The organism is Nonomuraea sp. LPB2021202275-12-8 (assembly GCF_037044575.1).
Classification (GTDB): Bacteria; Actinomycetota; Actinomycetes; order Streptosporangiales; family Streptosporangiaceae; genus Nonomuraea.
On the sequence record NZ_JBAHWD010000013.1, the window covers coordinates 91301 to 113710 of the forward strand.

Genomic DNA, 22410 nt, shown 5'->3' on the forward strand with positions numbered 1-22410 from the left:
CGACGAGCGCCGCGGCCGGCAACGGCGACGCCTGCCACAAACATGCGAACGGCCGCCAGCCGCGCGCAGGGCGGGCTGACGGCCGATCATGAGCAGGGTGCCGGTCAGGCGGGCAGGACCACCACGTAGCGGTGGGGCTCCTCGCCCTCGGACTCGCTGCGGAGCCCGGCGGCGGCCACCGCGTCGTGGACGATCTTGCGTTCGAAAGGGGTCATCGGCTGGAGAGACTTGGGCTCGCTCCGGTCCCTGACCTGGTTGGCGATCTCGGTGCCGAGCTTGGTGAGCTCCGCGCGCCGGCGCTCGCGGTAGCCGGCGACGTCGAGCATCAGACGGGACCGCTCCCCCGTCTGCCTGTGGACGGCCAGCCGGGTCAGCTCCTGGAGCGCCTCCAGGACCTCGCCTGCCGACCCCACCAGCTCGTTGCCCTTGACCCCGACCACGGAGACCAGCGCGCGGTCGCCTTCGACGTCCATGTCGATGTCACCGTCGATGTCGGCGATGTCGAGCAGGCCTTCGACGTAGTCCGCCGCGATCTCGCCCTCCTGCTCGAGCACGCTGACATCAGGAGCCTTCTCCTGCTCGGCCTCGGTCATGGCCGGCCTCTCCTTCGTATTCACGACTTCTTGCTGCCGGTGCGCTTGCTACGGGACTGGCGGCTCGGCTGGTTTCTGATGATCTTAGGCTCAGGAGGCGGAGGAGGAGCCTCCTCTTCCGGAGTCGACTTACGCAACTTCGCCACCAGGCCCGGCTTCGGCTTGGCGGGGACCACGTTGCCCTTGGCGTCGAACTCCGGCATCGGGTTGCGACTGTAGAACCAGTGCTGCTGGCCGAGCGTCCACACGTTGGTGGTCACCCAGTACATGATGAGGCCGAGCGGGAAGTTGAGGCTGAAGAACGCGAACAGCGGGGAGATCCACATCAGGATCTTCTGCTGCTGCGCCATCGGGTTGTCCGGCATCTGGGCCATGGACCGGGTGACGCTCTGCCGGACGGTGAGGAAGGTGGTCAGCGAGCTGATCGCGACGAAGATCGCGAGGATGATCTTCGTCTGCACCACCCCTGCGTTCAGCGCCAGGATGTCCGTATCGGACATGAAGAAGTTGGCGGGCAGCGGTGCACCGAAGATGTGTGCCGCTCGGGCGCTCCGGACGAGTTCCTCCGTCATGCCGTAGACGGCGCGGCCGTTGGCCATCGCCTGCAGCACGGTGAACATCGAGATGAAGATGGGGAACTGCGCCACGACGGGGAGGCAGCCACCGAGCGGGTTGGCGCCCGCTCCTTGGTACAGCGCCATGACCTCTTGGTTCATGCGCTGTTTGTCGTTCTTGTAGCGCTTGCGTAGCTCGGCCACCTTGGGGGCGAGCTCCTGCATCTTCTTCGACGACTTCATCTGCTTGAGGAAGAGGGGGAAGATGAGGATGCGCATGAGCACGGTCAGCGTGATGATGGTCAACATCCACGCCAGGCCGCTGTCCGGGTTCAGGAACGTGCTGTAACCCCGATGGATCCAGGTGATGACGAAGGCCACGGCTTCATAAAGCCAGCTCAGCCAGGACAGCTCCACCGAGCTATCTCCCTTGCATTTCGTGAGACCGAACCGGGCGTGGGGGCACCGGGTCTATACCTCCGGGATGGAATGGGTGGCACCGCCCGATACGCCGGACAGTCAACCATGTGCCGCGCAATGCTCCGTGTACGGCGATCGCCTCGAGTCCATATGCACTGCATGACGGGTAGAAACGGCAGCGCGGACCGAGCATCGGGCCGATGAACGCCCGGTAGAACCGGATAGGGACGATCAGCACCCGAGCGGCGAGGCTCGGAGTCCCTTGCGGCTGCTCCGTCATCTCTGTCCATCCATTGAGGACTCGCGCCGCCTGAGCAAACGATCCAGTGCGAGGTCGAGCTCGGCGGCAAGCTGCTCGCAACGCGCGGTCGCGGCCGGTGGGTTGGCGCGTACCACAAGCAGGCTACCTCTCGGGAGCCGGTCGAGACGGTCCCGCATCAGGTGTCGGAGCCGCCGCTTGACCTTGTTGCGGACCGCCGCGCCCCCGACGGCCCGGCTCACCACGAAACCCACCAGCGGTGTCCCTTCCCCCGAAATGGTGAGATGTACCACCAGGGTGGGGCGACCTGCGCGTTTTCCGCCCTTGATCGCCGCCTTGAATTCCTCCCCGCGCCGCATGCGGGATTGCCGGGATAGCACCGAATACGCCTATCGCCCGCCGGTGGAGTGCACCGGCGGGCGGACTATCGGACGACGCAGGACGATCAGGCCGACAGCTTCTCGCGGCCCTTACGGCGGCGAGCGGCGAGGATGGCGCGACCGGCCCGGGTGCGCATCCGCAGCCGGAAGCCGTGGGTCTTCGCGCGGCGACGGTTGTTCGGCTGGAAAGTACGCTTGCTCACGGGTGGGCTCCAGGCTTGAAGGTGCGCACGAGGCGCTGAACACACATGGCTGGCCTGTCTGGACTGCGAGGGCACGCGAAATAGCCGTCGCGTGACAAGCCGACCGTCGTACGTTACGGGGCTGGAGCGTCCCAGGTCAAACCGAACCGGTTATCCACGTATCCACAGGCACGTTGTCCACCGCCTCGCACACGTCCACAGTTTGTGCACCCACGTACCACTAGGCTGTGGACAACGTCTTGAACACAGCTGTGCACATAGATACTGTCGGCCCTTCCAGACCCGCTCATAGGCTGTGCACAACTTGTGGATCTCCTGTGGAGACGCTGGGCATACGACCCGGGCGCGACGCTGTGGACGACGGGGGCCGATCATTACGCGGGCGGCCCCCTCATGTGGATAACGATCGCGGGGGGCCGCGAGAGGAAGGAGGGGGAGCCGCACCATGAACGGTGTCGACCTCGGCACGGTATGGAAGAGGGCCCTGGGCAACTTCCTCAACGAGAACGTGCCCGCTCAGCAGCGCACCTGGCTCTCCATGGTCCGTCCGATCGCCCTGGCGGACGACACGATCGTGCTGGGCGTCCCGAACGACTTCGTGAAGGACCTCATCGAGGGCAACAAACTGCGCCCGCTCGTGGCCCACGCGCTCTCACAGGAGCTCGGCCGGGCCATGCGGGTGGCCGTGATGATCGACACGACGGCGCCCGAGCAGCCCATGCAGCCCATGCAGCCTTTGCAGGAGCTTCATCCCCAGCCTGTGGCTCAAAGTTATCCCCAGGGCCCGGACCAGCAGCCGCGTTATGCACAGGCCCCGCCATCCCAGCACTACCAGGCTTCCGAGCCGCCGCAGTTCTATTCTCCACAGCCGGAGCAGGCTCAGTCATCCACCGAATATCCACAGCCGACGTTCTCTTTTGAACAGGCCCAGCCGTACACACCGCCTGTGGAAAAGGCGCCGGAACCGGCGCCGAACAGGTGGGAGGCCAAGAGCAACAAGCCCAGCGAGCCGGCGCGACTCAATCAGAAGTACACCTTCGAGACCTTCGTCATCGGAGCCAGCAACCGTTTCGCGCACGCCGCGGCCGTGGCCGTGGCCGAATCCCCCGCAAAGGCGTACAACCCGCTCTTCATCTACGGCGACTCGGGCCTGGGCAAGACCCATCTCCTGCACGCCATCGGGCATTACGCGCAGAGTCTCTACGACGGCGCCCGGGTGAGGTACGTCAGCTCCGAGGAATTCACCAACGACTTCATCAACAGCATCCGCGACCACAAGGCCGACGGTTTCCGCGGGCGCTATCGGGCGATCGACATCCTGCTTGTGGATGACATCCAGTTCCTGGAGGGCAAGGAGCAGACGCAGGAGGAGTTCTTCCACACCTTCAACACGCTCCACAACGCGAACAAGCAGATCGTGATCTCCAGTGACCGGGCGCCCAAGCAGCTCATCACGCTGGAGGACCGGTTGCGCAACCGGTTCGAGTGGGGGCTGATCACCGACGTGCAGCCGCCTGAGCTGGAGACGCGGATCGCCATCCTCAGGAAGAAGGCCATACAGGAGGGCCTGGCCGCGCCGCCCGAGGTGCTGGAGTACATCGCCAGCCGGATCTCCACCAACATCCGCGAACTCGAAGGCGCGCTGATCAGGGTCACCGCGTTCGCCAGCCTCAACCGGCAGGGTGTGGATCTCCAGCTGGCCGAGGTGGTGCTGAAGGATCTGATCACCTCGGACTCCGGGCCGGAGATCACGATCGCCACGATCATGGCCAAAACGGCCGAATACTTCGGCATCAGCATCGACGACCTCTGCGGCAGCTCGCGCAGCAGGGCTCTGGTGAACGCCAGGCAGATCGCGATGTACCTGGCGCGCGAGCTGACGGAGCTGTCGCTGCCGAAGATCGGCCAGCAATTCGGCGGCCGCGATCACACCACCGTCATGCACGCCGAGCGCAAGATCCGCTCGCTCATCGCTGAGCGGCGGTCGATGTACAACCAGGTCAACGAGCTAACAATGCGCATCAAGCAGACATCGCGCGGGTCCTAGCCGTCATGCACACCCTGTGGAAAACACTGTGGATCAGGGGAAACGCGCAAAGAGGCCGTCCGTACGCCCCGCAATGCCCGAAAAAGTTCCGCACAGCGCCTGGGGATAACCATGGGGACATCCTGAGGACAACCTGGGGACTACTCGTGGACGACTTGGGGACGGCCTGTGCACAGCGTTTTGGGAGCTCCAGGAGGGGGCGTTTTGTCCGTGGAAAACCGGTGGACAGCCGGTGGATGACCGGTGGATGAACACCCCATGATCTGGGGACGGCCTGTGTGCAACGCGGCGTCATCCCCAGCCGCCGGAGTTACCCCCAGGCGTCACCCACAAACCCGGTGGACAAAAACAGGGCCCCTGACCAGGGCAGACGCGGGTTGTCCACACTATCCACCGCCCCTACTGTGATGACTTCACTTATCTCTTAAGAAGAAACTCAAGACCCATAGAGGGGTTCTCCCGGAACGAGACTGCGGGAGACGCGACACTTGAATCAACGACGAACCAGGAGGCTGATGACCGTGATGTTCCGAATCGAGCGAGACGTCCTCGCTGAGGCGGTGGCATGGACGGCACGCAGCCTGCCCGCACGTCCGTCGGTGCCCGTCCTCGCCGGCATGCGCCTGGAAGTCACCGAGGACCAGCGGCTGAAGCTGTCCGGTTTCGACTACGAGGTCTCCGCCGAGGTGACGCTGGAGCTCCACACCGGTGAGCCGGGCGTCGTCCTGGTCTCCGGCAAGCTGCTCGCCGAGATCACCCGCGCGCTTCCCGCACAGCCTGTGGACTTCGTCGTGGAAGGCGCCAAGGCGGTCGTCACGTGCGGCAGCGCCCGCTTCACCCTCCTCACCATGCCCGCCGAGGACTACCCCTCGCTCCCGGTCATGCCGCCGGCCGCCGGGCGGGTCGGCAGCGACACCTTCGCCTCCGCCGTCGGCCAGGTGGCCGTCGCCGCCGGGCGGGACGACACGCTGCCCATGCTCACCGGCGTGCGGATGGAGATCGAGGGCGACACCGTCACGCTGGCCGCCACCGACCGCTACCGCCTGGCCGTGCGCGAGCTCAAGTGGCAGCCCGGCCAGTCCGACATCTCAGCCATCGCGATGATCCCGGGCAAGACCCTCGCCGACTCGGCCAAGGCGCTCGGCGCGACCGGCGCGGAGGTGGAGATAGCGCTCAGCTCCGCCGGCGGCACCGGCGAGGGCATGATCGGCTTCTCCAGCGCCGGCCGCCGCACCACCACCCGCCTGCTGGACCCCGAGTTCCCCAAGTACCGCTCACTCCTGCCGACCGAGTTCTCCGCACGTGCCGAGTTGTCCACAGCGTCCTTCGTGGAGGCGGTCAAGCGCGTGGCCCTGGTCGCCGAACGCAACACGCCGGTGCGGCTGGCGTTCAGGAGCGGTGAGGTCGTGCTGGAGGCGGGCAGCGGCGACGAGGCCCAGGCCGTCGAGGCGCTGCCTGTGGACTACGAGGGCGAGGAGATGAACATCGCCTTCAACCACCAGTTTCTGCTGGAAGGGCTCGGGGCCATCGACTCCGACGTCGCCCGCCTGCAGATGACCACGTCGACCAAGCCCGCCATCCTCACCGGCGGCAAGCCTGTGGACGACACCGGCGCTCCCGACTACCGTTACCTGATCATGCCCATCCGCCTGTCTGGCTGAAACCGTCGTCGGGGATGATGGAGGCCTGACAAGGGGGGTTGGACAACATGCAGATCGGCATGGTCGGACTTGGGAAGATGGGCGGCAACATGGCCGAGCGGCTGCGCCGCGGCGGTCATGAGGTCGTCGGCTACGACCACCATTCCGAGGTCAGCGACGTGGGCAGCCTGAAGGAGCTGGTCGAGCGGCTCCAGGCGCCCCGGGCGATCTGGATCATGGTGCCCGCGGGCAAGCCCACCCAGCAGACCGTCGACCAACTGGGCGAGATGCTGTCCGAGGGCGATGTGGTCGTCGACGGCGGCAACTCCCACTATGTGGATGACCAGCGGCACGCGGCGGAGCTGAGCGCGAAGGGCATCAGGTTCGTCGACTGCGGGGTGAGCGGCGGCGTCTGGGGTCTCCAGAACGGTTACGCGCTCATGTGCGGCGGCGATCAGGCCGACGTCCAGCACCTCATGCCGATCTTTGAGACGCTCAAGCCCGAGGGCGAGGACGGCTTCGTCCACGCCGGAGACGTCGGTGCCGGCCACTTCGCCAAGATGGTCCACAACGGCATCGAGTACGGCATGATGCAGGCCTTCGCCGAAGGGTGGGAGCTGCTCGAGGCCTCCGACGTCGTCAAGGACGTCAAGGGATCCTTCAGCAGCTGGCGCACCGGCACCGTGATCCGCTCGTGGCTGCTCGACCTGCTGGTGCGGGCGCTGGACGATGACGAGAAGCTGGAGCAGCTGCGAGGTTATGCACAGGACTCCGGCGAAGGCCGGTGGACGGTCCAGGCGGCTGTGGATCACGCGGTCCCTCTGCCAGTGATCACCGCCGCCCTCTACGCCAGGTTCGCCTCCAGGCAGGACGACTCGCCCGCGATGAAGGTGGTGGCCGCGCTGCGCAACCAGTTCGGCGGCCATGCGACCACGTCGGCCGAGGGATCCGTGGGCAAGGGCGCCGACGCGCCGGGGGCCGATGTCACGCCGCCGCGCGAAGCCGAATGAGGCGGTTTTCCACAGGGTGTGAGCCGGTGACCCCAGTGGCGCTCGTGGCGCACTAACCTTCGTGGGGTGCATGTCGCCCACCTCTCGCTGACCGACTTCCGGTCCTACGCGTCCGTGGAGCTCGGCCTGGAGCCGGGCGTCACGGCCTTCGTGGGGCCCAACGGCCAGGGCAAGACCAACCTGGTCGAGGCCCTCGGCTACGTGGCGACGCACTCCAGCCACCGGGTCGCCAACGACGCGCCGCTGGTGCGTCAGGGGGCGGCCCGGGCGATCGTGCGCTGCGCCGTCCACAGGGACGACCGGCGCGCGCTGGTGGAGCTGGAGATCAATCCGGGCCGCGCCAACCGCGCGCGGCTCAACCGCTCGCCCGTGTCCAGGCCGCGTGACGTCATCGGCCTGCTGCGCACGGTGCTGTTCGCCCCCGAGGACCTGGCGCTGGTCAAGGGCGATCCGTCGGAGCGGCGGCGCTTCCTCGACGAGCTGCTGGTGGCCAGGGCGCCCCGGTTCGCGGGCGTGCGCGCCGACTACGACCGGGTGCTCAAGCAGCGTGGCGCGCTGCTGCGAGCCGCCTCCCAGGCCCGCAGAGGCGCCAGGAGCGGCCGGCGGGCCGAGAGTGACACCGCGTTCGCGGCGGCCGGCGCCGGAGACGTCCTGAGCACGCTGGAGGTCTGGGACGCCCATCTCGCCAGGCACGGCTCCGAGCTGTTGCGCGCCCGGCTCGATCTCATCGACGAGTTGCGTCCGCTGGTCGCCGGCGCCTATGCCTCGCTCGCCCCCACGAGCGCCCCCGCGACCCTGGCCTATCGCAGCACGTTGTCCACAGGTGAGGACGGCGCGGACGACGAAGTCCCCGGTGAGCGGGGATCTTCCGATGCGCAGACGTTATCCACAGACTTGGGGAAAACCCTTGAAGAGCGGCTGCGAGAGCGGCTACTGGAGGTGCGCTCGGCGGAGATCGAGCGAGGCGTGACGCTCATCGGCCCGCACCGCGACGACCTGGTTCTCGGCCTCGGCGACCTGCCCGCCCGCGGTTACGCCAGCCACGGCGAGTCCTGGTCGTTCGCGCTCGCGCTGCGGCTGGCCGCCTACGACCTGCTGCGCGCCGACGGCGGCGACCCCGTGCTGATCCTCGACGACGTCTTCGCCGAGCTCGACACGCAGCGCAGACGTCGGCTGGCCGAGATCGTCGCCCCTGCCGAGCAGGTGCTCATCACCGCGGCCGTGGCCGACGACGTGCCGGCCGAGCTGGCCGGCGCCCGATTCGACGTAGCGGAGGGGAGCGTGACGCGTGTCCGTTGACGACGATCCCACGGCCAGAGGCGCCGCCATGGCCAGGGAGAAGCTGGCCCAGGCCAAGGCCGACGCCGCCAAACGAGGGCAGCTCCCCCGCCGCGAGCCCAGGCGTAAGGCCGCAGGCCCGCGCAGGGACGCCGGGGACCCCCAGCTCTTCGGCCGGGCGATCAGGGAGCTGCTGGCCGCTCGCGGCTGGGAGCAGTCTGCGGCCGTCGGCGCCGTGTTCGGCCGCTGGATCGACATCGTCGGCCCTGACCTGGCCGCACACACCAAGCCGGAGTCGTTCGACGACGGTGAGGTGCTCGTCGTCGCCGATTCGACGGCATGGGCGACCCAGGTGCGCCTGCTCGCCCGCACCCTCGTGCGCAGGCTCAACGAGGAGCTCGGCGACGGGACTGTCACGAAGGTCAAGGTCAGGGGCCCGCAGAACGCTCCACGGCCTACCGGAGGATTGCGGGTGACCGGAAGTCGTGGGCCCGGTGACACCTACGGTTAGGCACGCCAGGCGATCAGACAGCCGCAGACGCGCTGACCCCCCAACCCAGAGGGGGGATGCTTGACAGGGGGCAAAACGAGCTAGAGAGCATCACAGGCGCGTTCATTGCCACCTTCGGGCTCCAGAGCCGGTAGAATGAAACCGGATTCCGGACACGTCCGTTTGCGTGTCACCCCGGCAGGCAAGCCGACTCCCCCGGGTGACCGCGCATCGGGGCATTCACGACGGTGACGGGCACGGCAGGGGCAGCCTTGAAAGCAATCGCCTCCCCCGCCGCGTGTCCGCGGCAGGAGGATTTCGCAGTTGTCCTACGACGCTAGCTCAATCACCGTACTCGAGGGGCTTGAAGCCGTTCGCAAGCGCCCGGGTATGTATATCGGGTCGACCGGTGAGCGCGGCCTGCACCACCTCGTCTACGAGATCGTGGACAACGCGGTCGACGAGGCCCTCGCCGGTCATGCCGACCGCATCGAGGTCACGCTGCTCGCCGACAACGGCGTGCGCGTGATCGACAACGGCCGTGGCATCCCGACGGGCATTCACCCGGTCGAGAAGCGCTCGGCCGTCGAGGTCGTGCTGACCACGCTGCACGCGGGCGGCAAGTTCGACAGCCAGTCCTACGCGGTCTCCGGCGGCCTGCACGGCGTCGGCTCGGCCGTCGTCAACGCGCTGTCCACAGCCATGGACGTCGAGGTCAAGCAGGAAGGCCACTACTGGCGCGTCTTCTTCGACCACTCCAAGCCGAGGGCCCCGCTGGCCAAGGGCGAGGAGACCGACGAGACCGGCACGACCATCACGTTCTGGCCCGACCCCGACATCTTCGAGACCACGAACTGGAACTTCGAGACGCTCTCCCGGCGCTTCCAGGAGATGGCCTTCCTCAACAAGGGCCTGACGATCACGCTCACCGACGAGCGGCCCGACCACATCAACGGCGAGCCGCACCGGGTCGAGTACTGCTACCAGGGCGGTCTGGCCGACTTCGTCAAGCACCTCAACGCCAAGAAGGAGCCGGCGCACGCGTCGATCATCTCCTTCGAGGAAGAGGGCGACGGCGCCGCGGTCGAGATCGCGATGCAGTGGAACAACTCCTACTCCGAGTCCGTCTACACCTTCGCCAACACCATCAACACGGCCGAGGGCGGCACCCACGAGGAAGGCTTCCGCGCCGCGCTGACGACCATCGTCAACCGCTACGCGCGCGAGCAGAAGTTCCTCAAGGAGGGCAAGGACGACAACCTCTCCGGCGAGGACGTCCGCGAGGGCCTGACGGCGATCATCTCGATCAAGCTGTCCGACCCGCAGTTCGAGGGCCAGACCAAGACCAAGCTGGGCAACACCGAGGCCAAGTCGTTCGTGCAGAAGGCCTGCAACGACCATCTGCGCGACTGGTTCGAGCGCAACCCCGGCGAGGCCAAGGACATCATCAACAAGTCGCTGCAGGCCTCGCGCGCCCGGCTCGCGGCTCGCCAGGCCCGCGACCTGACCAGGCGCAAGTCGCTGCTGGAGTCAGGCAGCGGGCTGCCCGGCAAGCTGGCCGACTGCCAGTGGAACGACCCGGAGAAGTGCGAGCTGTTCATCGTCGAGGGCGACTCGGCGGGCGGCTCGGCCAAGGGCGGCCGCGACTCCCGCTTCCAGGCGATCCTCCCGATCCGCGGCAAGATCCTCAACGTGGAGAAGGCGCGGATCGACAAGGTCCTCAAGAACAACGAGGTCCAGGCGCTGATCACCGCGCTGGGCACCGGTGTGCACGACGAGTTCGACATCGCCAAGCTGCGCTACCACAAGGTCATCCTGATGGCGGACGCCGACGTCGACGGCCAGCACATCAACACGCTGCTGCTGACGCTGCTGTTCAGGTTCATGCGGCCGCTGATCGAAGCCGGGCACGTCTACCTGTCCTGCCCGCCCCTCTACAAGATCAAGTGGGACCGCAAGGGCGAAGACGCCTCCTATGCCTACTCCGACTCCGAGCGCGACGCCGTCATCCAGGCAGGCATCGAGTCGGGCAAGCCGGACCCCAGGCCCCGCGACAACGTCCAGCGCTTCAAGGGCCTGGGCGAGATGAACGCGGGCCAGCTCTGGGAGACCACCATGAACCCGGAGACGCGGCTGCTGCGCCTGGTCACCCTCGACGACGCCGCGCAGGCCGACGACCTGTTCAGCGTGCTCATGGGAGAGGACGTGGAGGCCAGGCGCGACTTCATCATCCGCAACGCGCGCGACGTCCGCTTCCTCGACGTCTAGCGGCTAGCCGAATCACGAAGAAGGACCACATCCTGTGACGGAAGTGAACACCACTCCCCCGGCTGAACGCATCGAGCCGGTGGACATCCAGTCCGAGATGCAGCGCAGCTACATGGACTACGCGATGTCCGTCATCGTGTCCAGGGCGCTGCCCGACGTCCGCGACGGTCTCAAGCCGGTGCACCGCCGGGTGCTGTATGCGATGTACGACGGTGGCTACCGTCCCGACCGCGGCTACTTCAAGTGCGCGCGCGTCGTCGGTGACGTGATGGGCACCTACCACCCGCATGGCGACACCTCGATCTACGACGCGCTGGTACGGCTGGCCCAGAACTGGTCGCTGCGTTACCCGCTGGTCGACGGGCAGGGCAACTTCGGCTCGCCGGGCAACGACCCGGCGGCGGCGATGCGCTACACCGAGTGCAAGCTCGCGCCCATCGCCATGGAGATGCTGCGCGACATCGACAAGGACACCGTCGACTTCCGGCCCAACTACGACGGCAAGTCGCACGAGCCGGACGTGCTGCCCGCGCGCTTCCCGCAGTTGCTGGTCAACGGGTCCGGCGGCATCGCGGTCGGCATGGCCACCAACATCCCGCCGCACAACCTGCGCGAAGTGGCCGGCGCCGTCAAATGGTGCCTGGAAAACCCGGAGGCCGACGACGAGGACCTGCTCGAGGCGGCGATCCGGCTGGTCAAGGGGCCCGACTTCCCCACCAAGGCGCTGATCGTCGGGCGCCGGGGGATCGAGGACGCCTACCGCACCGGCCGCGGCTCGATCACCATGCGTGCCGTCGTCGAGGTCGAGGAGGACGGCAAGGGCCGGCAGGCACTGGTCGTCACCGAGCTGCCCTACCAGGTCAACCCGGACAACCTCGCCCTCAAGATCGCCGAGCTGGTCCGCGAGGGCAAGCTCTCCGGCATCGCCGACGTGCGCGACGAGAGCTCCTCCCGGGTCGGCCAGCGCCTGGTGATCGTGCTCAAGCGCGACGCGGTCGCCAAGGTCGTGCTGAACAACCTCTACAAGCACACCCAGCTCCAGGACACCTTCGGCGCCAACATGCTGGCGCTGGTCGACGGCGTGCCGCGGACGCTCAGGCTCGACCAGTTCATCCGGCACTACGTGGCCCACCAGATCGAGGTCATCGTCCGCCGGACGCGCTACCTGCTGCGCAAGGCCGAGGAGCGCGCCCACATCCTGCGCGCGCTGCTCAAGGCACTCGACCGGCTCGACGAGGTCATCGCGCTGATCCGGGCCTCCGAGTCGGCCTCGGCAGCCCAGCAGGGCCTGATGTCGCTGCTGGACATCGACGAGATCCAGGCGCAGGCCATCCTCGACATGCAGCTGCGCAAGCTCGCAGCCCTGGAGCGCCAGGCGATCCAGGACGAGTTCGAGCACCTGATGACCCAGATCGCCGAGTACAACGCGATCCTGGCCAGCGAGGCCCGCCAGCGCGAGATCGTCAACGAGGAGCTGGGCGAGATCGTCGCCAAGTTCGGCGACGAGCGGCGTACCGAGATCATCGCGCACGACGGCGACATGTCGATCGAGGACCTCATCGCCGAGGAAGAGGTCGTCGTCACCATCACCCGCGGTGGCTACGCCAAGCGCACCAAGACCGACCTCTACCGGGCGCAGAAGCGCGGCGGTAAGGGCGTGCGGGGCGCGCAGCTGCGCCAGGACGACATCGTCGACCACTTCTTCGTCACCACGACCCACCACTGGCTGCTGTTCTTCACCAACAAGGGCCGCGTCTACCGGGTCAAGGCCTACGAGCTGCCGGACGCCGGGCGTGACGCGCGGGGCATGCACCTGGCCAACCTGCTCGCCATGCAGCCCGACGAGACGGTCATGGAGGTCCTCGACCTGCGTGACTACCTCGTCGCCCCCTATCTCGTGCTGGCCACCCGCAGCGGTCTGGTCAAGAAGACCCGCCTGTCGGAGTACGACTCCCCCAGGACCGGTGGTCTGATCGCGATCAACCTGCGGGATGACGACGAGGTCATCGGCGCCAGGCTCGTGTCCGAAGAGGACGACCTGCTGCTGGTGTCCAGAGGCGCGCAGTCCATCCGGTTCACCGCCTCGGACGAGGCGCTGCGCCCCATGGGCCGGGCGACCAGCGGCGTCATCGGCATGCGATTCCTCGACGGGGACGAACTACTCGCCATGAATCGCATGGCCGACGGTCAAGACGTGCTTATCGCCACGAAGGCTGGGTACGCAAAACGGACACCCGTGGAGCAGTATCCGGTGCAAGGACGTGGCGGCAAGGGCGTGCTGACTGCAAAGATCGTGAGTGCCCGTGGCAAGCTGGTTGGAGCCGTCATGGTCAACCCGGAGGATGAGGTCTTCGCGATCACATCCGCAGGCGGGGTGATCCGGACGAGTGCGGGTGAGATCAAGCAGTCCGGCCGCCAGACCATGGGAGTGCGATTGATGAACCTCGCCGAAGGCGACAGCGTGGTGGCCCTCGCCCGGAACGCCGAGTCCATGGAGACTTCGGTGGAGAGTGAGGAAGACGGGGGAGGAGAGTAGTTCATGAGCGCCCAAGGTGGTGGCCCCGCCAGGACCAAGGCGGTTCGGGAGAACGGCCAGCAACAGCAGCCGAAGAAGCCCTCGGATACCGAGGTTTTCAAGCCAGTGGACGAGGAGGAAGCCGCGGCTCCGAAGCCGGCGGGACCGCCTGACGGACAGCCCGTACGTCAGCAGCCCGACGGACAGCCGATGCGCCAGCAGCCTGACGGACAGCCGGTGCGTCCGCAGCCGGCGAGGCCGCCGGAGCAGCAGCAGGAGGGCAACGACACGGTACGTCTCCGTGCCTCGTCGCTCACCACGGAGGCTCCTCCGCCCCCTATCGAGCTGCGCAAGAAGAAGTCATCCAATTCCGCGGGGGCCCGGCTCCCGCGTAAGGCCCATTTGGTCCTGCGTCGCATCGAGCCGTGGTCGGCCATGAAGTTCAGCTTCGTGGTCTCCCTGGTCTGCTTCGTGGTGCTCTTCGTGGCTGTCGCGGTCCTGTATGGCGTGCTGTCGGCCTTGGGCGTGTTCGACTCCCTCGTGGACCTGGTGAACCAGCTCGGCCAGGGTGAGCAGGGGCAGAGCTCGATCCCCATCGACATCGCGTCGTGGTTCGAGCCGGTCCGCATCCTCGGCTACACGGCCCTCATCGGCGCCGTGAACGTCGTACTGATCACCGCCCTGGCCACACTCGGGGCTGTCATCTACAACGTCGCCTCCGACCTTGTGGGCGGCGTCGAGGTGACCTTCAGCGAGGCCGAGTAGTACGCGGGTCGCGCCGCACCCGGTCGCCCGGGTGCGGCGCGAGTAGCTCGCCGGAGGCGGTAAGCTTTTCTCGTCCGAACAACCGGTTCGCGTCCGCTCTGTGGATGCGATACCGTTCCGGTGTGCGCGGGGCTATAGCTCAGACGGTTAGAGCGCTTCCCTGATAAGGAAGAGGTCCCAGGTTCAAGTCCTGGTAGCCCCACCCAGAATTACCTGCAATAACAGGGTCGTTCTCCATTCAGGAGGCGGCCCTTTTCGTGCGCTGGTAGAAATGTGGGAGATGACCTTGGCCGCTCTCCCCTCGCGCCATTTCGCGAGCTCGTGGTCCGACAGCGGGATGGCCGAGTACGGGTAGATCTTGAAGCGTTCGGCCACCGCCGGTGAAGCCGGCGCCCGGGTTCAGAAAGGCACCGTGGTGTCAGATGTTCCCCGCCTGGTGCGCTGAGCGGGCCGGCATCCCTGAGAGTCGGCTCCTGCGCCTGGCCTACGCGCCGTACGCTGTGGCGTGGTTCAAGGACCGCGGCCGCTGGGCACCAAGCCCAAGGTCGGAGCGCTGATCTACTTCAGCTTCCCCGAGCGTCGCTGTCGCCCATCAGAATGCCGTACGTGTCTCGCTTCGGGGATCTCCTAGCACCCTTCGATCGTCATAGAGCCCGGCGCGTGCCAGGCGGCGCCACGGGCGGGCGAGACGCACGGATACGTCGATGTCCGCGTCCGTCGCCGCTAGATCGAGATCTGCCACAGCCAGTGCCGGCCGGCCGTCCCTTGCGCAGGACGCGAGCCAGCGACCGCCAGGTGCGACGATGCCTGAGGGCACGGTCGCGCTGAACTGCGCCGGGACGGAATACCCGAGCCAGTAGCCGTACAGTCTCCCGTACGCCTGCGCGACCAGCGCTCGAGCCGCGTCGTCGACCATCACCGACAGCAGCACGCAGTCCACGTTCAGGCGCTCGTACTCGGCGAACACTTCAGGGAACTCGGCCTCGATGCACAACGCGCACCCGAACCGGATGCCGTCGATCTCGAAGACGACCGGTGACGAGCCAGGAGAGTACATGAAAGAGACCTCGGTGTTCGACAAGTACCTCTTGTCGTACCGCGTCACCAAGCGGCCCCGATCGCTGACCACGTACAGGCTGTTGTGCGGCCGGTTCGGCGATGTCAACGGGTGAATGGAGCCGAAGGCCACCCAGAGCCCCAGTTCCCCGGCCAGGTCGGCGATCGACGCGGCCTCCTCCCGCAGAACGTCCCAGGGGACCCGGCTCCAGTCGGAGGCGGACAGCGTTCCAGGCGGCCCTGAAGACATCACATGCTTGCTCGGATACGTGATGGCGCCCTCGGGAAACTGCACCAGCCGCGCCCTGGCCGCAGCCGCCTCCCGCATCAGGCCGCGGACTTCCGCGCCACTCGCCCTGAGGGCTTCGGCATCGGTCGGATCCTCAGGCACCGTGCTCTGCGCAACCGCCAACCGCAATGTCCGCGCCATCCGGGGACGATATGGCATGTGCCGCGCGACTACCAGGCCAGTGCATCATGCTGCGGGCTGCGGCCGGGGACTGATCGCGCACGAGGACGGCAGCCAGGATGCGCCCCGCCCGGGGTCCCGTCATGCCGGGATTTCTGTGGGAGCCCGAGGCTGCGATGCCTCGGGGGACCCGACTGACCGAACTTCGCCGGTGAACGTGGGGGCCACCCTGGGGGTTGACCTTGACCTTGGGTCAGGCCGCACGCTGAACGGGTGACCAACCTGAACTCCACCTGGACCGGGATGGTGCCGGTCGACGACACCGCGCTGGCCGTTACCGACACCGGTGGGCCCGGCCGTTCCGTGGTCTACCTCAATGGCCAGTTCGCCACCCAGTCGTACTGGCGGCGCGTCATCGCCGAACTCGGCAGCGACTACCGGCACATCACCTACGACATGCGGGCTCGCGGCCGATCGAGGCGTTCGGCGGACTATTCGTTCGAGGCGAACGTCCGGGACGTCGACGCCGTCCTCGCGGCGAGGGGCGTGGACCGGCCGCTTCTGGTCGGTTGGTCCTACGGCGCGCCGGTCGCGCTGCACTGGGCCGGCCGGAATCCGGACCGCGTCCTGGGGGTGGTGTCCGTGGACGGCGCGTACCCGTACGACTTCGCCTACGCCGAGGAGCGGATCCGGCGGCTGTGGCGCCGGTCGGGCTGGCTGCTGCCGATGCTCTCCACGCTGGGCATGGCCGCGAGGATGTCCGCCGAGCAGCATGCCCAGAGCAACATCGAGCTCATCGAGATCTGCGCCGCCCTCGGCCCGGTCCTGGACGGTGTGACCTTCCCGGTCGGGTACGTGGTCGCCACGGGCGGCAACCTCGGAGGCGGTCGTGATGAAATGGAGAGCATGCGCGCCAGCCTCGATCCGGTGCTCGCCCGCAACCCGAACATCAAGGTGAGCGCGAAGGTTTCGAGCAACCATGGCACGATCCTGCGCAAGGACTTCCGCGCCGTCGCGGACGCGGTTCGCGAGCTCGCCGGCATCCCACGATCACGAGGTCGGCAGAGCAGATGACGGACCGCGTCACGATCGGCCAGGCGGCGGCGTTCGCCGGTGTCACGGTGAAGACCGTGCGGCACTACCACAAGCACGGGCTGATCGACGAACCACGACGCGACAAATCCGGCTACCGACGCTACGGATCAGCCGACCTGCTGCGGCTGGTCCAGATCCGGACGCTGGCCGCCGCCGGCGTACCGCTGGCCGAGATCGGGGCGATACTCGACGCCGATCCCGACCGGTTCGCCGCCGCGCTCGTCGACGTCGAACGGCGTCTCAATGATCGGATCGACGATCTGATCGCGCGGCGTGACATGCTGCATCGGCTCGCCACCGGCGACCGGGCCCTGCTACCCGACCGCGTTCTTGCGAAGCTGGACAGGGTGGCCGCCGATCTCGGCTTCACCCCTGACGACGTGACGATGGCCAGGGAGGGCCTGGTGCTGATCAGGGCCCTGGTGCCGGAGGGCTTCGACGACTACATCTCCCAGGTCGAGCGCGGCCTCGACGACCCTCGGTACGTCTCCTTGATCAGGCGCATGTGGCGTGCCGCCGAGTGGGAGCCGGACGACCCCCGGGTCGACGAACTCGCCACAGCCATGGCCGACCACTATCTCGCCCATCCCGCACTGCTGCCCATCCCGGCCGGACTCCAGGCCCGCGCCGACGGCGCGATCCGGCACAGGCTGCTCATCCACCACGGAGAAGAGCAGAAGCCGGCCTGGATCCGATTGAGGGCGTTGATCGAGGCAAGAATGCGCTCGGCCGGCATCGACATCGCGTCGACTCCCGTCGCAGGCGGCGGCGATCTATAGAAGAGCGTTCCTGGCCAGTGGCCTGACCATGTTCGGCCTTGCCGTGTGTGCGATCCGCGGTCTCTATCGGCATGATGATTGGGGCCGTGGCGTGCGCTCTCGGCGAGCGAGGAAAGAACAACGGCGGGCTGAGGGCGTCGCCCCCTCGGCGGCCAGCCCGGAAGTCGGGGCGAAAGCCACGAAGTCAGTGAACGATTGACAACTGTGATGACTTCTTGCCAAGATCGACATCTCGTGCGGGCTGGGGCCCGCCTACCCACAGAAGAGGGTCGATGAAGAAACTCGCGGTTGCCGGAATCGCGCTGGTCGCGTCGTTCTCCGTGCTCACCGTCAGCCCGGCCGAAGCGCGGTTGGCCGACAGAAACCTCATCACGTTCTGGGAGCACGACGACTATCAGGGCACACGCAAGGACTTCACCTGTGTCAGCCAGCAGCGGGAAGACCTGGGCGCTCTCGAGAACAAGGCGAGCTCGATGGCGAACGCGTCCTACTCGGGCGTCGACCTCTACAGCGGTGACAACCTGACCGGCGTCAGGTATTACGCGGCGCCGCGCAGCAACGACAGCGACTTCACCAACAACGGATTCGACAACACCGTGGAATCCCTCCGGTTCAGGACTGTTCCCTGCGACTGAGCGTGATCGCCGGGCGGTGGGCGCGGGGCTGCCTGATGCTGGCGCTGATGTCCGGCGCCGCATGCGCGGCTCCCGCCCCCTCGGCCGTCTCGAACGCGAACGAGCCGCCCGTCATCGATCCGTCCGCCGAAGGGCGGGCGCTTCGTCTGCCGTTCGACGCCTACAAGCGGACCGAGGCGGACATCGAGCTCGCGGAGCGGGCGGTGGACGTCCTCGCCGGTCAGTGCCTGCGACAGAAGGGGTACAGCCAACCGGCCCTGCCCGCCGTCACCGTGGTGGAAGCACCCAACCGCCGCCGCTACGGCGTCATCGAGCCCCTCGTCGCCGAGCAGGCGGGCTATCACGCCCCGCTCACGTCCGCCGAGAAGGAACGGGAACGGGCGGACAGGGCACGCGGTGGCCCCCGCGATGCGGCGGAGAGATCGGCGGCACACGACTGCCTCCAGGGGAGCACCGGCCGCGTCTACGTCGACGCCGCCGATTCGCCCCTTCTGGCGCGCCTGGAGCGCGAGATCTTCGAGGAGACCCGGACGAAGGACGTCCATGTCCGGTCAGCGTTCGATGCGTGGCGATCGTGCATGCGCGTCCGCGGCCAGGAAGAGTACGCCGACCCGTTGGCCGCCGCCGCCGACGACCGGTGGCAGGACCTGAAGTCGGCGCAGGCCGAGACCGCCGCCGCGGTAGCCGACGTCGCATGCAAGAAGGAGACGGACCTCGTCGAGGTCTGGCGTCGCGCGGAGGAAGAGCTCCAGGCCGCCGCCGTGAAACGGCACCCCGCGGAGTTCGGCGAGGTCCGGCAGGCGCTCGAGAAGGAACGCGCCGAGGCCGCCCGCATCGTCCAGAGCACCAGGTGATCGTTGCGGGCGTGGAGTCAACGCCGGCGTGCCCGCCAGAGCGTGATCAGCCCGGTGTCGACGACGGCGTGGTGGAGTCGCATTCCGGGTAGTGCCGCCACACGCGCCGTTCGGTGGCCGCGCCGGTGGCGCAGGGGAGCATGACCCCCGATCTCCTGGTACGTTCACTCCTCCTTGACCTTCATATCGGTGTGAACGTTGATGATTCTGCCGTGACCAACAACGCACCTCCGGAGGGGAGCACACGATGCAGAACGGCGATGCCGTGACGGTCATGGGCCTGGGGCCGATACCGCAGGCGGACCACGCGCGGCGGATCGACGACGGCACGTACCCAGTGCCTGATTCCACCGTCGACACCCACCTGGCCGCGGCGATGATCGGGCGGTTCCGCGAGCCGTCGGGGGCTCGGACGTGACCGCCACGCCGTTCGACCCGCGCACGCTGCTCGTCGGCAGCCGGCTCGGTGTTCTCGCGACGATCAAGGCGGACGGCCGTCCCCAGCTTTCCCCCGTCATGCCCTTCTACGACCAGGAGGCCGACGTCATCTACGTTTCGATGACCGAGGGGCGAGCCAAGACGGCGAACCTGCGCCGGGACCCGCGAGCCACGCTGGAGGTCACCAGTCCCGACGGGTGGGCGTGGGCCACCGCCGAAGGCATGGCGACACTCACCGGACCGGGCACCGACGCTCACGGTCCCGAGGTCGAGGCGCTGGTGGACTACTATCGCGTCGCCGCGGGGGAGCACCCGGACTGGGACGAGTACCGGTCGGTGATGGTGTCCGACCGCAGGGTGCTCATGACGATGCGGGTCGACCACGTGTACGGCGCCAGAATTCGCTGACAGATACGAAATTGAAACGCCACGCATTCGCGTACGGGAAAAGGCGCCCTCGATGACTCGGGTGGTCCGCAGGTCCTCCGCGTGGCAGGCCCTGCGGCACTCCGATGGATTGAGCGAAGCCCATGATTTCCGGGGCCGTACAAGGCCGGAGCACACGAGCTTCGTCTCGTTACTTGGCAGACAGCCGGCGGCCCTTGTACTGCGGGTGCTTGGTCTCCCAGTATCGCCAGCCTTCGACCCTGGAGGGCACGTTGGCGATTCCGGTGGTGACCTTGATGTGGCGGCACGTGCCCAGCGTCGACCAGGCCGACCAGCCGATGCGGTAACCGAAGACCCGGTACCACATGTTGCCGTACATTCCCGGCCGGATCTCCCGCGTGTATTCGTGCCCGCTGAAGACCATGTGCCTTTCTTCGAGGTGGGGGAGTCCCATCCTGCGCAGGCTGCGCACCAGGTCGCCGGCGGTTCGCTCGCGCGTCCTCTCGCTCTCGGTCTCGAGGAATGCGAGCACTTCGTGCTCTCGCGTGACCGACACGGTCATCGAGCCGCCGGGGCCGTCGATGTACCGCGTGCGGGGCAGGAAGAAGTTCCTCGGCGAGAGCTGGTCGATCTTGTAGAAGGTGCGCGGCTTGCACTGCCTGTGGCCGTCGTCGTCGAAATTGTCCGCGCCGGCCGGCGGGGACAGGGTGGCGAGCATTGCCAACGAAAGGGAGCCGGCCATGGCCAACATCGTCATTCTCTTGGTCGAGTGATGCGCCTTCGGCCCGGCGGGCGTGGCTGTGGCTTTTGTTCGGGCAATGGGCGTGAACATGTACCGTTCCTTTCGGAATGCGACCCCCTGGTCGCGACTGACCGCAGGCCGGAATGCGGCCCGTGCCTGCCCGCTGAGCGAGCCAACGGGACGGTCCGATGGTTACAGGTGCCGCGAGTCGCACCACAACGCCACGCCGGTACTTAATTTCCCGCACAGGGAAAGAGCTGGTTAAAAATCGTCGGTTCGGTCCTTGTCGAAAGCGTCTCTGGGCTAATAAGTCGAGGGATGCTTTCTTTTGGCGAATTGTTTGGCGTGTCATAGGCGGCTCGCCGTACCGGACGCCGTCGTCGGCGAACCGCCTCTGCTATGAGCGCATCCGGTCCCCACGTGGTGCTGAGGTCGCGCCGGCACCCGGAACGAGGGCACGGCTCCGACCTGCGGCCTGGTCGCGAGGGCCTCGACGAGGTCCACGAAACCCCCGAAACCGGGCCAAGGGGGATCCAGGTTGTTCTGGTCGGAAATAAGTGAATATGCTCATCCGCATGCGCACCGTCTCCACGCTGGCCGTACTGACCACCGCCGTCCTCGCCCTCACGGCGTGCGGCGAAAGCCAGCCCGCCGCCGCCCCGGGCAAGTCCGTCATCCTGATCACCCCCAACCCCGTGGGGACGAACAGCTTCCTCCAGCTCAGCGTCAAGGGCGCGGAAGCCGCGGCGAAGGAGATCGGCGCCTCGTTCAAGCTCTACGAGAGCAAGGACCCCACGAGCATCGCGCAGAACCTCGACGCCGCCGTCAGAGCCAAGCCGACGGTGATCGTGGGAGTCAGCTTCTCCTTCGACGACCTGTTCGCCACCGTGCCCAAGCAGCATCCCGGCCAGCAGTTCCTGCAGGTGGACTCGTGCGCCAAGGGGCAGCAGGCCAACCTCACCTGCGTGTCGTTCAAGGAGCACGAGGCGGCCTACCTGGCCGGGGTCGAGGCGGGGCTGCTGTCCAAGAGCGCCAAGCTCGGCGTGGTGGCCGCGCTCGACTCCCCGTTCGTGCACCGGTGGATCGACCCGTTCTTCGCCGGCGCCAAGTCCGTCAACCCGTCGGCCGCCGGCACGCCGCTGTACGTCGGCGGCAACAACCCGTTCAGCGACCCGGCGCGGGCCAAGTCGCAGGCCCAGTCGCTCACCGGCCAGGGGGTCGACATCGTGGCCGCCGCCGCGTCGGCCGGCAACCAGGGCGTCTTCGAGGCCGCCGCCGCGGAGGGCGCCAAGTCCTTCGGCGTCGACGTGAACCAGTGCGCCCAGAGCCCCGGCACCATCATCGACAACGTGCTCAAGCACGTCGACGTGGCCGAGAGCGCCGCCATCAAGGACATCGCGGCGGGCAAGGGCGGCGGCGTGAAGGTGTACGGCCTCAAGGAGGGCGGCGTCGGCGTGAACGCGCTCGACGACGACGTGGCCGCCTCCAAGTGCACGATCGCCGACAGCCCCGACGTGGTGGCCAAGGTCAAGCAGGTGCGTGACGACATCGTGGCCGGCAAGGTCACGGTCGCCGACCCGCTGGCGGGCTAGG

Annotated in this window: 22 protein-coding genes and 1 tRNA gene; 16 read left to right on the forward strand and 7 right to left on the reverse strand. The window is 67.3% G+C overall.

Annotation, left to right across the window (positions count from 1 at the left end; genetic code table 11):
- Window positions 1-104: 104 nt before the first annotated feature.
- From V5E28_RS24080 to rpmH, 5 genes are all read right to left on the reverse strand, one after another.
- Window positions 105-593 (reverse strand): Jag family protein, encoded by a 489-nt coding sequence (locus V5E28_RS24080; RefSeq protein WP_336209329.1) that lies wholly within the window; start codon window positions 591-593, stop codon window positions 105-107.
- 20 nt (window positions 594-613) lie between these two features.
- Entirely contained in the window at window positions 614-1564 is a 951-nt protein-coding gene (gene yidC / locus V5E28_RS24085; RefSeq protein WP_336209331.1) for a membrane protein insertase YidC, read from the reverse strand.
- A 4-nt stretch (window positions 1565-1568) separates the two neighbouring features.
- Window positions 1569-1847, reverse strand: a complete 279-nt coding sequence (gene yidD, locus V5E28_RS24090; RefSeq protein ID WP_336209332.1) for a membrane protein insertion efficiency factor YidD — start codon at window positions 1845-1847, stop codon at window positions 1569-1571.
- The gene (rnpA, locus tag V5E28_RS24095) at window positions 1844-2185 is read right to left on the reverse strand and encodes a ribonuclease P protein component (protein WP_442945859.1); all 342 of its coding nucleotides are present in this window, start codon (window positions 2183-2185) and stop codon (window positions 1844-1846) included. Before rnpA ends, yidD begins: the two co-directional genes overlap by 4 nt.
- Window positions 2186-2271: 86 nt before the next feature.
- Window positions 2272-2409, reverse strand: coding sequence for a 50S ribosomal protein L34 (rpmH, locus tag V5E28_RS24100; protein WP_043614899.1), 138 nt, complete (start codon window positions 2407-2409; stop codon window positions 2272-2274).
- Between the two features lie 445 nt (window positions 2410-2854).
- Between rpmH and dnaA the strand changes: the two genes are divergently transcribed.
- The 9 genes from dnaA to V5E28_RS24145 all read left to right on the forward strand — a co-directional run bounded on the left by dnaA (window position 2855) and on the right by V5E28_RS24145 (window position 14624).
- A complete protein-coding gene (gene dnaA / locus V5E28_RS24105; protein WP_336209338.1) occupies window positions 2855-4456 on the forward strand; it encodes a chromosomal replication initiator protein DnaA in 1602 nt (533 codons plus the stop codon).
- 521 nt (window positions 4457-4977) lie between these two features.
- A complete protein-coding gene (gene dnaN / locus V5E28_RS24110; RefSeq protein ID WP_336209518.1) occupies window positions 4978-6117 on the forward strand; it encodes a DNA polymerase III subunit beta in 1140 nt (379 codons plus the stop codon).
- A 47-nt stretch (window positions 6118-6164) separates the two neighbouring features.
- Window positions 6165-7106, forward strand: a complete 942-nt coding sequence (gene gnd / locus V5E28_RS24115; RefSeq protein WP_336209340.1) for a phosphogluconate dehydrogenase (NAD(+)-dependent, decarboxylating) — start codon at window positions 6165-6167, stop codon at window positions 7104-7106.
- Window positions 7107-7172: 66 nt separating this feature from the next.
- Window positions 7173-8405 carry a DNA replication/repair protein RecF gene (gene recF / locus V5E28_RS24120; RefSeq protein ID WP_336209342.1) on the forward strand — a complete coding sequence of 411 codons (1233 nt, stop codon included), beginning with the start codon at window positions 7173-7175 and terminating at the stop codon, window positions 8403-8405.
- Complete coding sequence (locus V5E28_RS24125) at window positions 8395-8895, forward strand: DUF721 domain-containing protein (RefSeq protein ID WP_336209345.1); 501 nt, start codon at window positions 8395-8397, stop codon at window positions 8893-8895. The genes recF and V5E28_RS24125 overlap by 11 nt, the downstream gene beginning before the upstream one ends.
- Before the next feature lie 324 nt (window positions 8896-9219).
- Window positions 9220-11142 carry a DNA topoisomerase (ATP-hydrolyzing) subunit B gene (gyrB, locus tag V5E28_RS24130; protein ID WP_442945861.1) on the forward strand — a complete coding sequence of 641 codons (1923 nt, stop codon included), beginning with the start codon at window positions 9220-9222 and terminating at the stop codon, window positions 11140-11142.
- A gap of 34 nt (window positions 11143-11176) precedes the next feature.
- Window positions 11177-13678 carry a DNA gyrase subunit A gene (gene gyrA, locus V5E28_RS24135; protein WP_336209347.1) on the forward strand — a complete coding sequence of 834 codons (2502 nt, stop codon included), beginning with the start codon at window positions 11177-11179 and terminating at the stop codon, window positions 13676-13678.
- Between the two features lie 3 nt (window positions 13679-13681).
- Entirely contained in the window at window positions 13682-14422 is a 741-nt protein-coding gene (locus V5E28_RS24140; protein WP_336209348.1) for a DUF3566 domain-containing protein, read from the forward strand.
- Window positions 14423-14550: 128 nt separating this feature from the next.
- Window positions 14551-14624 (forward strand) — tRNA-Ile (locus V5E28_RS24145).
- Window positions 14625-15014: 390 nt separating this feature from the next.
- Here V5E28_RS24145 and V5E28_RS24150 read toward each other — a convergent pair.
- Window positions 15015-15908, reverse strand: coding sequence for a carbon-nitrogen hydrolase family protein (locus V5E28_RS24150; protein ID WP_336209350.1), 894 nt, complete (start codon window positions 15906-15908; stop codon window positions 15015-15017).
- Window positions 15909-16160: 252 nt separating this feature from the next.
- Here V5E28_RS24150 and V5E28_RS24155 point away from each other — a divergent pair, with 252 nt between their 5' ends.
- The 6 genes from V5E28_RS24155 (at window position 16161) to V5E28_RS24180 (ending at window position 20096) form a co-directional block, all read left to right on the forward strand.
- Window positions 16161-16961 carry an alpha/beta fold hydrolase gene (locus tag V5E28_RS24155; protein WP_336209352.1) on the forward strand — a complete coding sequence of 267 codons (801 nt, stop codon included), beginning with the start codon at window positions 16161-16163 and terminating at the stop codon, window positions 16959-16961.
- The gene (locus V5E28_RS24160) at window positions 16958-17761 is read left to right on the forward strand and encodes a MerR family transcriptional regulator (protein ID WP_336209354.1); all 804 of its coding nucleotides are present in this window, start codon (window positions 16958-16960) and stop codon (window positions 17759-17761) included. The genes V5E28_RS24155 and V5E28_RS24160 overlap by 4 nt, the downstream gene beginning before the upstream one ends.
- Before the next feature lie 272 nt (window positions 17762-18033).
- Window positions 18034-18396 carry a peptidase inhibitor family I36 protein gene (locus tag V5E28_RS24165; RefSeq protein ID WP_336209355.1) on the forward strand — a complete coding sequence of 121 codons (363 nt, stop codon included), beginning with the start codon at window positions 18034-18036 and terminating at the stop codon, window positions 18394-18396.
- Between the two features lie 2 nt (window positions 18397-18398).
- Window positions 18399-19250: a hypothetical protein gene (locus V5E28_RS24170; protein WP_336209357.1), complete on the forward strand. Its 852-nt coding sequence runs from the start codon at window positions 18399-18401 to the stop codon at window positions 19248-19250.
- A 247-nt stretch (window positions 19251-19497) separates the two neighbouring features.
- Window positions 19498-19668 carry a hypothetical protein gene (locus V5E28_RS24175; protein WP_336209359.1) on the forward strand — a complete coding sequence of 57 codons (171 nt, stop codon included), beginning with the start codon at window positions 19498-19500 and terminating at the stop codon, window positions 19666-19668.
- A complete protein-coding gene (locus tag V5E28_RS24180) occupies window positions 19665-20096 on the forward strand; it encodes a PPOX class F420-dependent oxidoreductase (RefSeq protein ID WP_336209360.1) in 432 nt (143 codons plus the stop codon). The genes V5E28_RS24175 and V5E28_RS24180 overlap by 4 nt, the downstream gene beginning before the upstream one ends.
- A gap of 169 nt (window positions 20097-20265) precedes the next feature.
- Here the strand turns inward: V5E28_RS24180 and V5E28_RS24185 are convergent, their stop codons facing one another.
- Window positions 20266-20817 (reverse strand): hypothetical protein, encoded by a 552-nt coding sequence (locus V5E28_RS24185; protein WP_336209361.1) that lies wholly within the window; start codon window positions 20815-20817, stop codon window positions 20266-20268.
- Between the two features lie 575 nt (window positions 20818-21392).
- Here V5E28_RS24185 and V5E28_RS24190 point away from each other — a divergent pair.
- Entirely contained in the window at window positions 21393-22409 is a 1017-nt protein-coding gene (locus tag V5E28_RS24190; RefSeq protein WP_336209363.1) for a BMP family ABC transporter substrate-binding protein, read from the forward strand.
- Window position 22410: the final 1 nt, after the last annotated feature.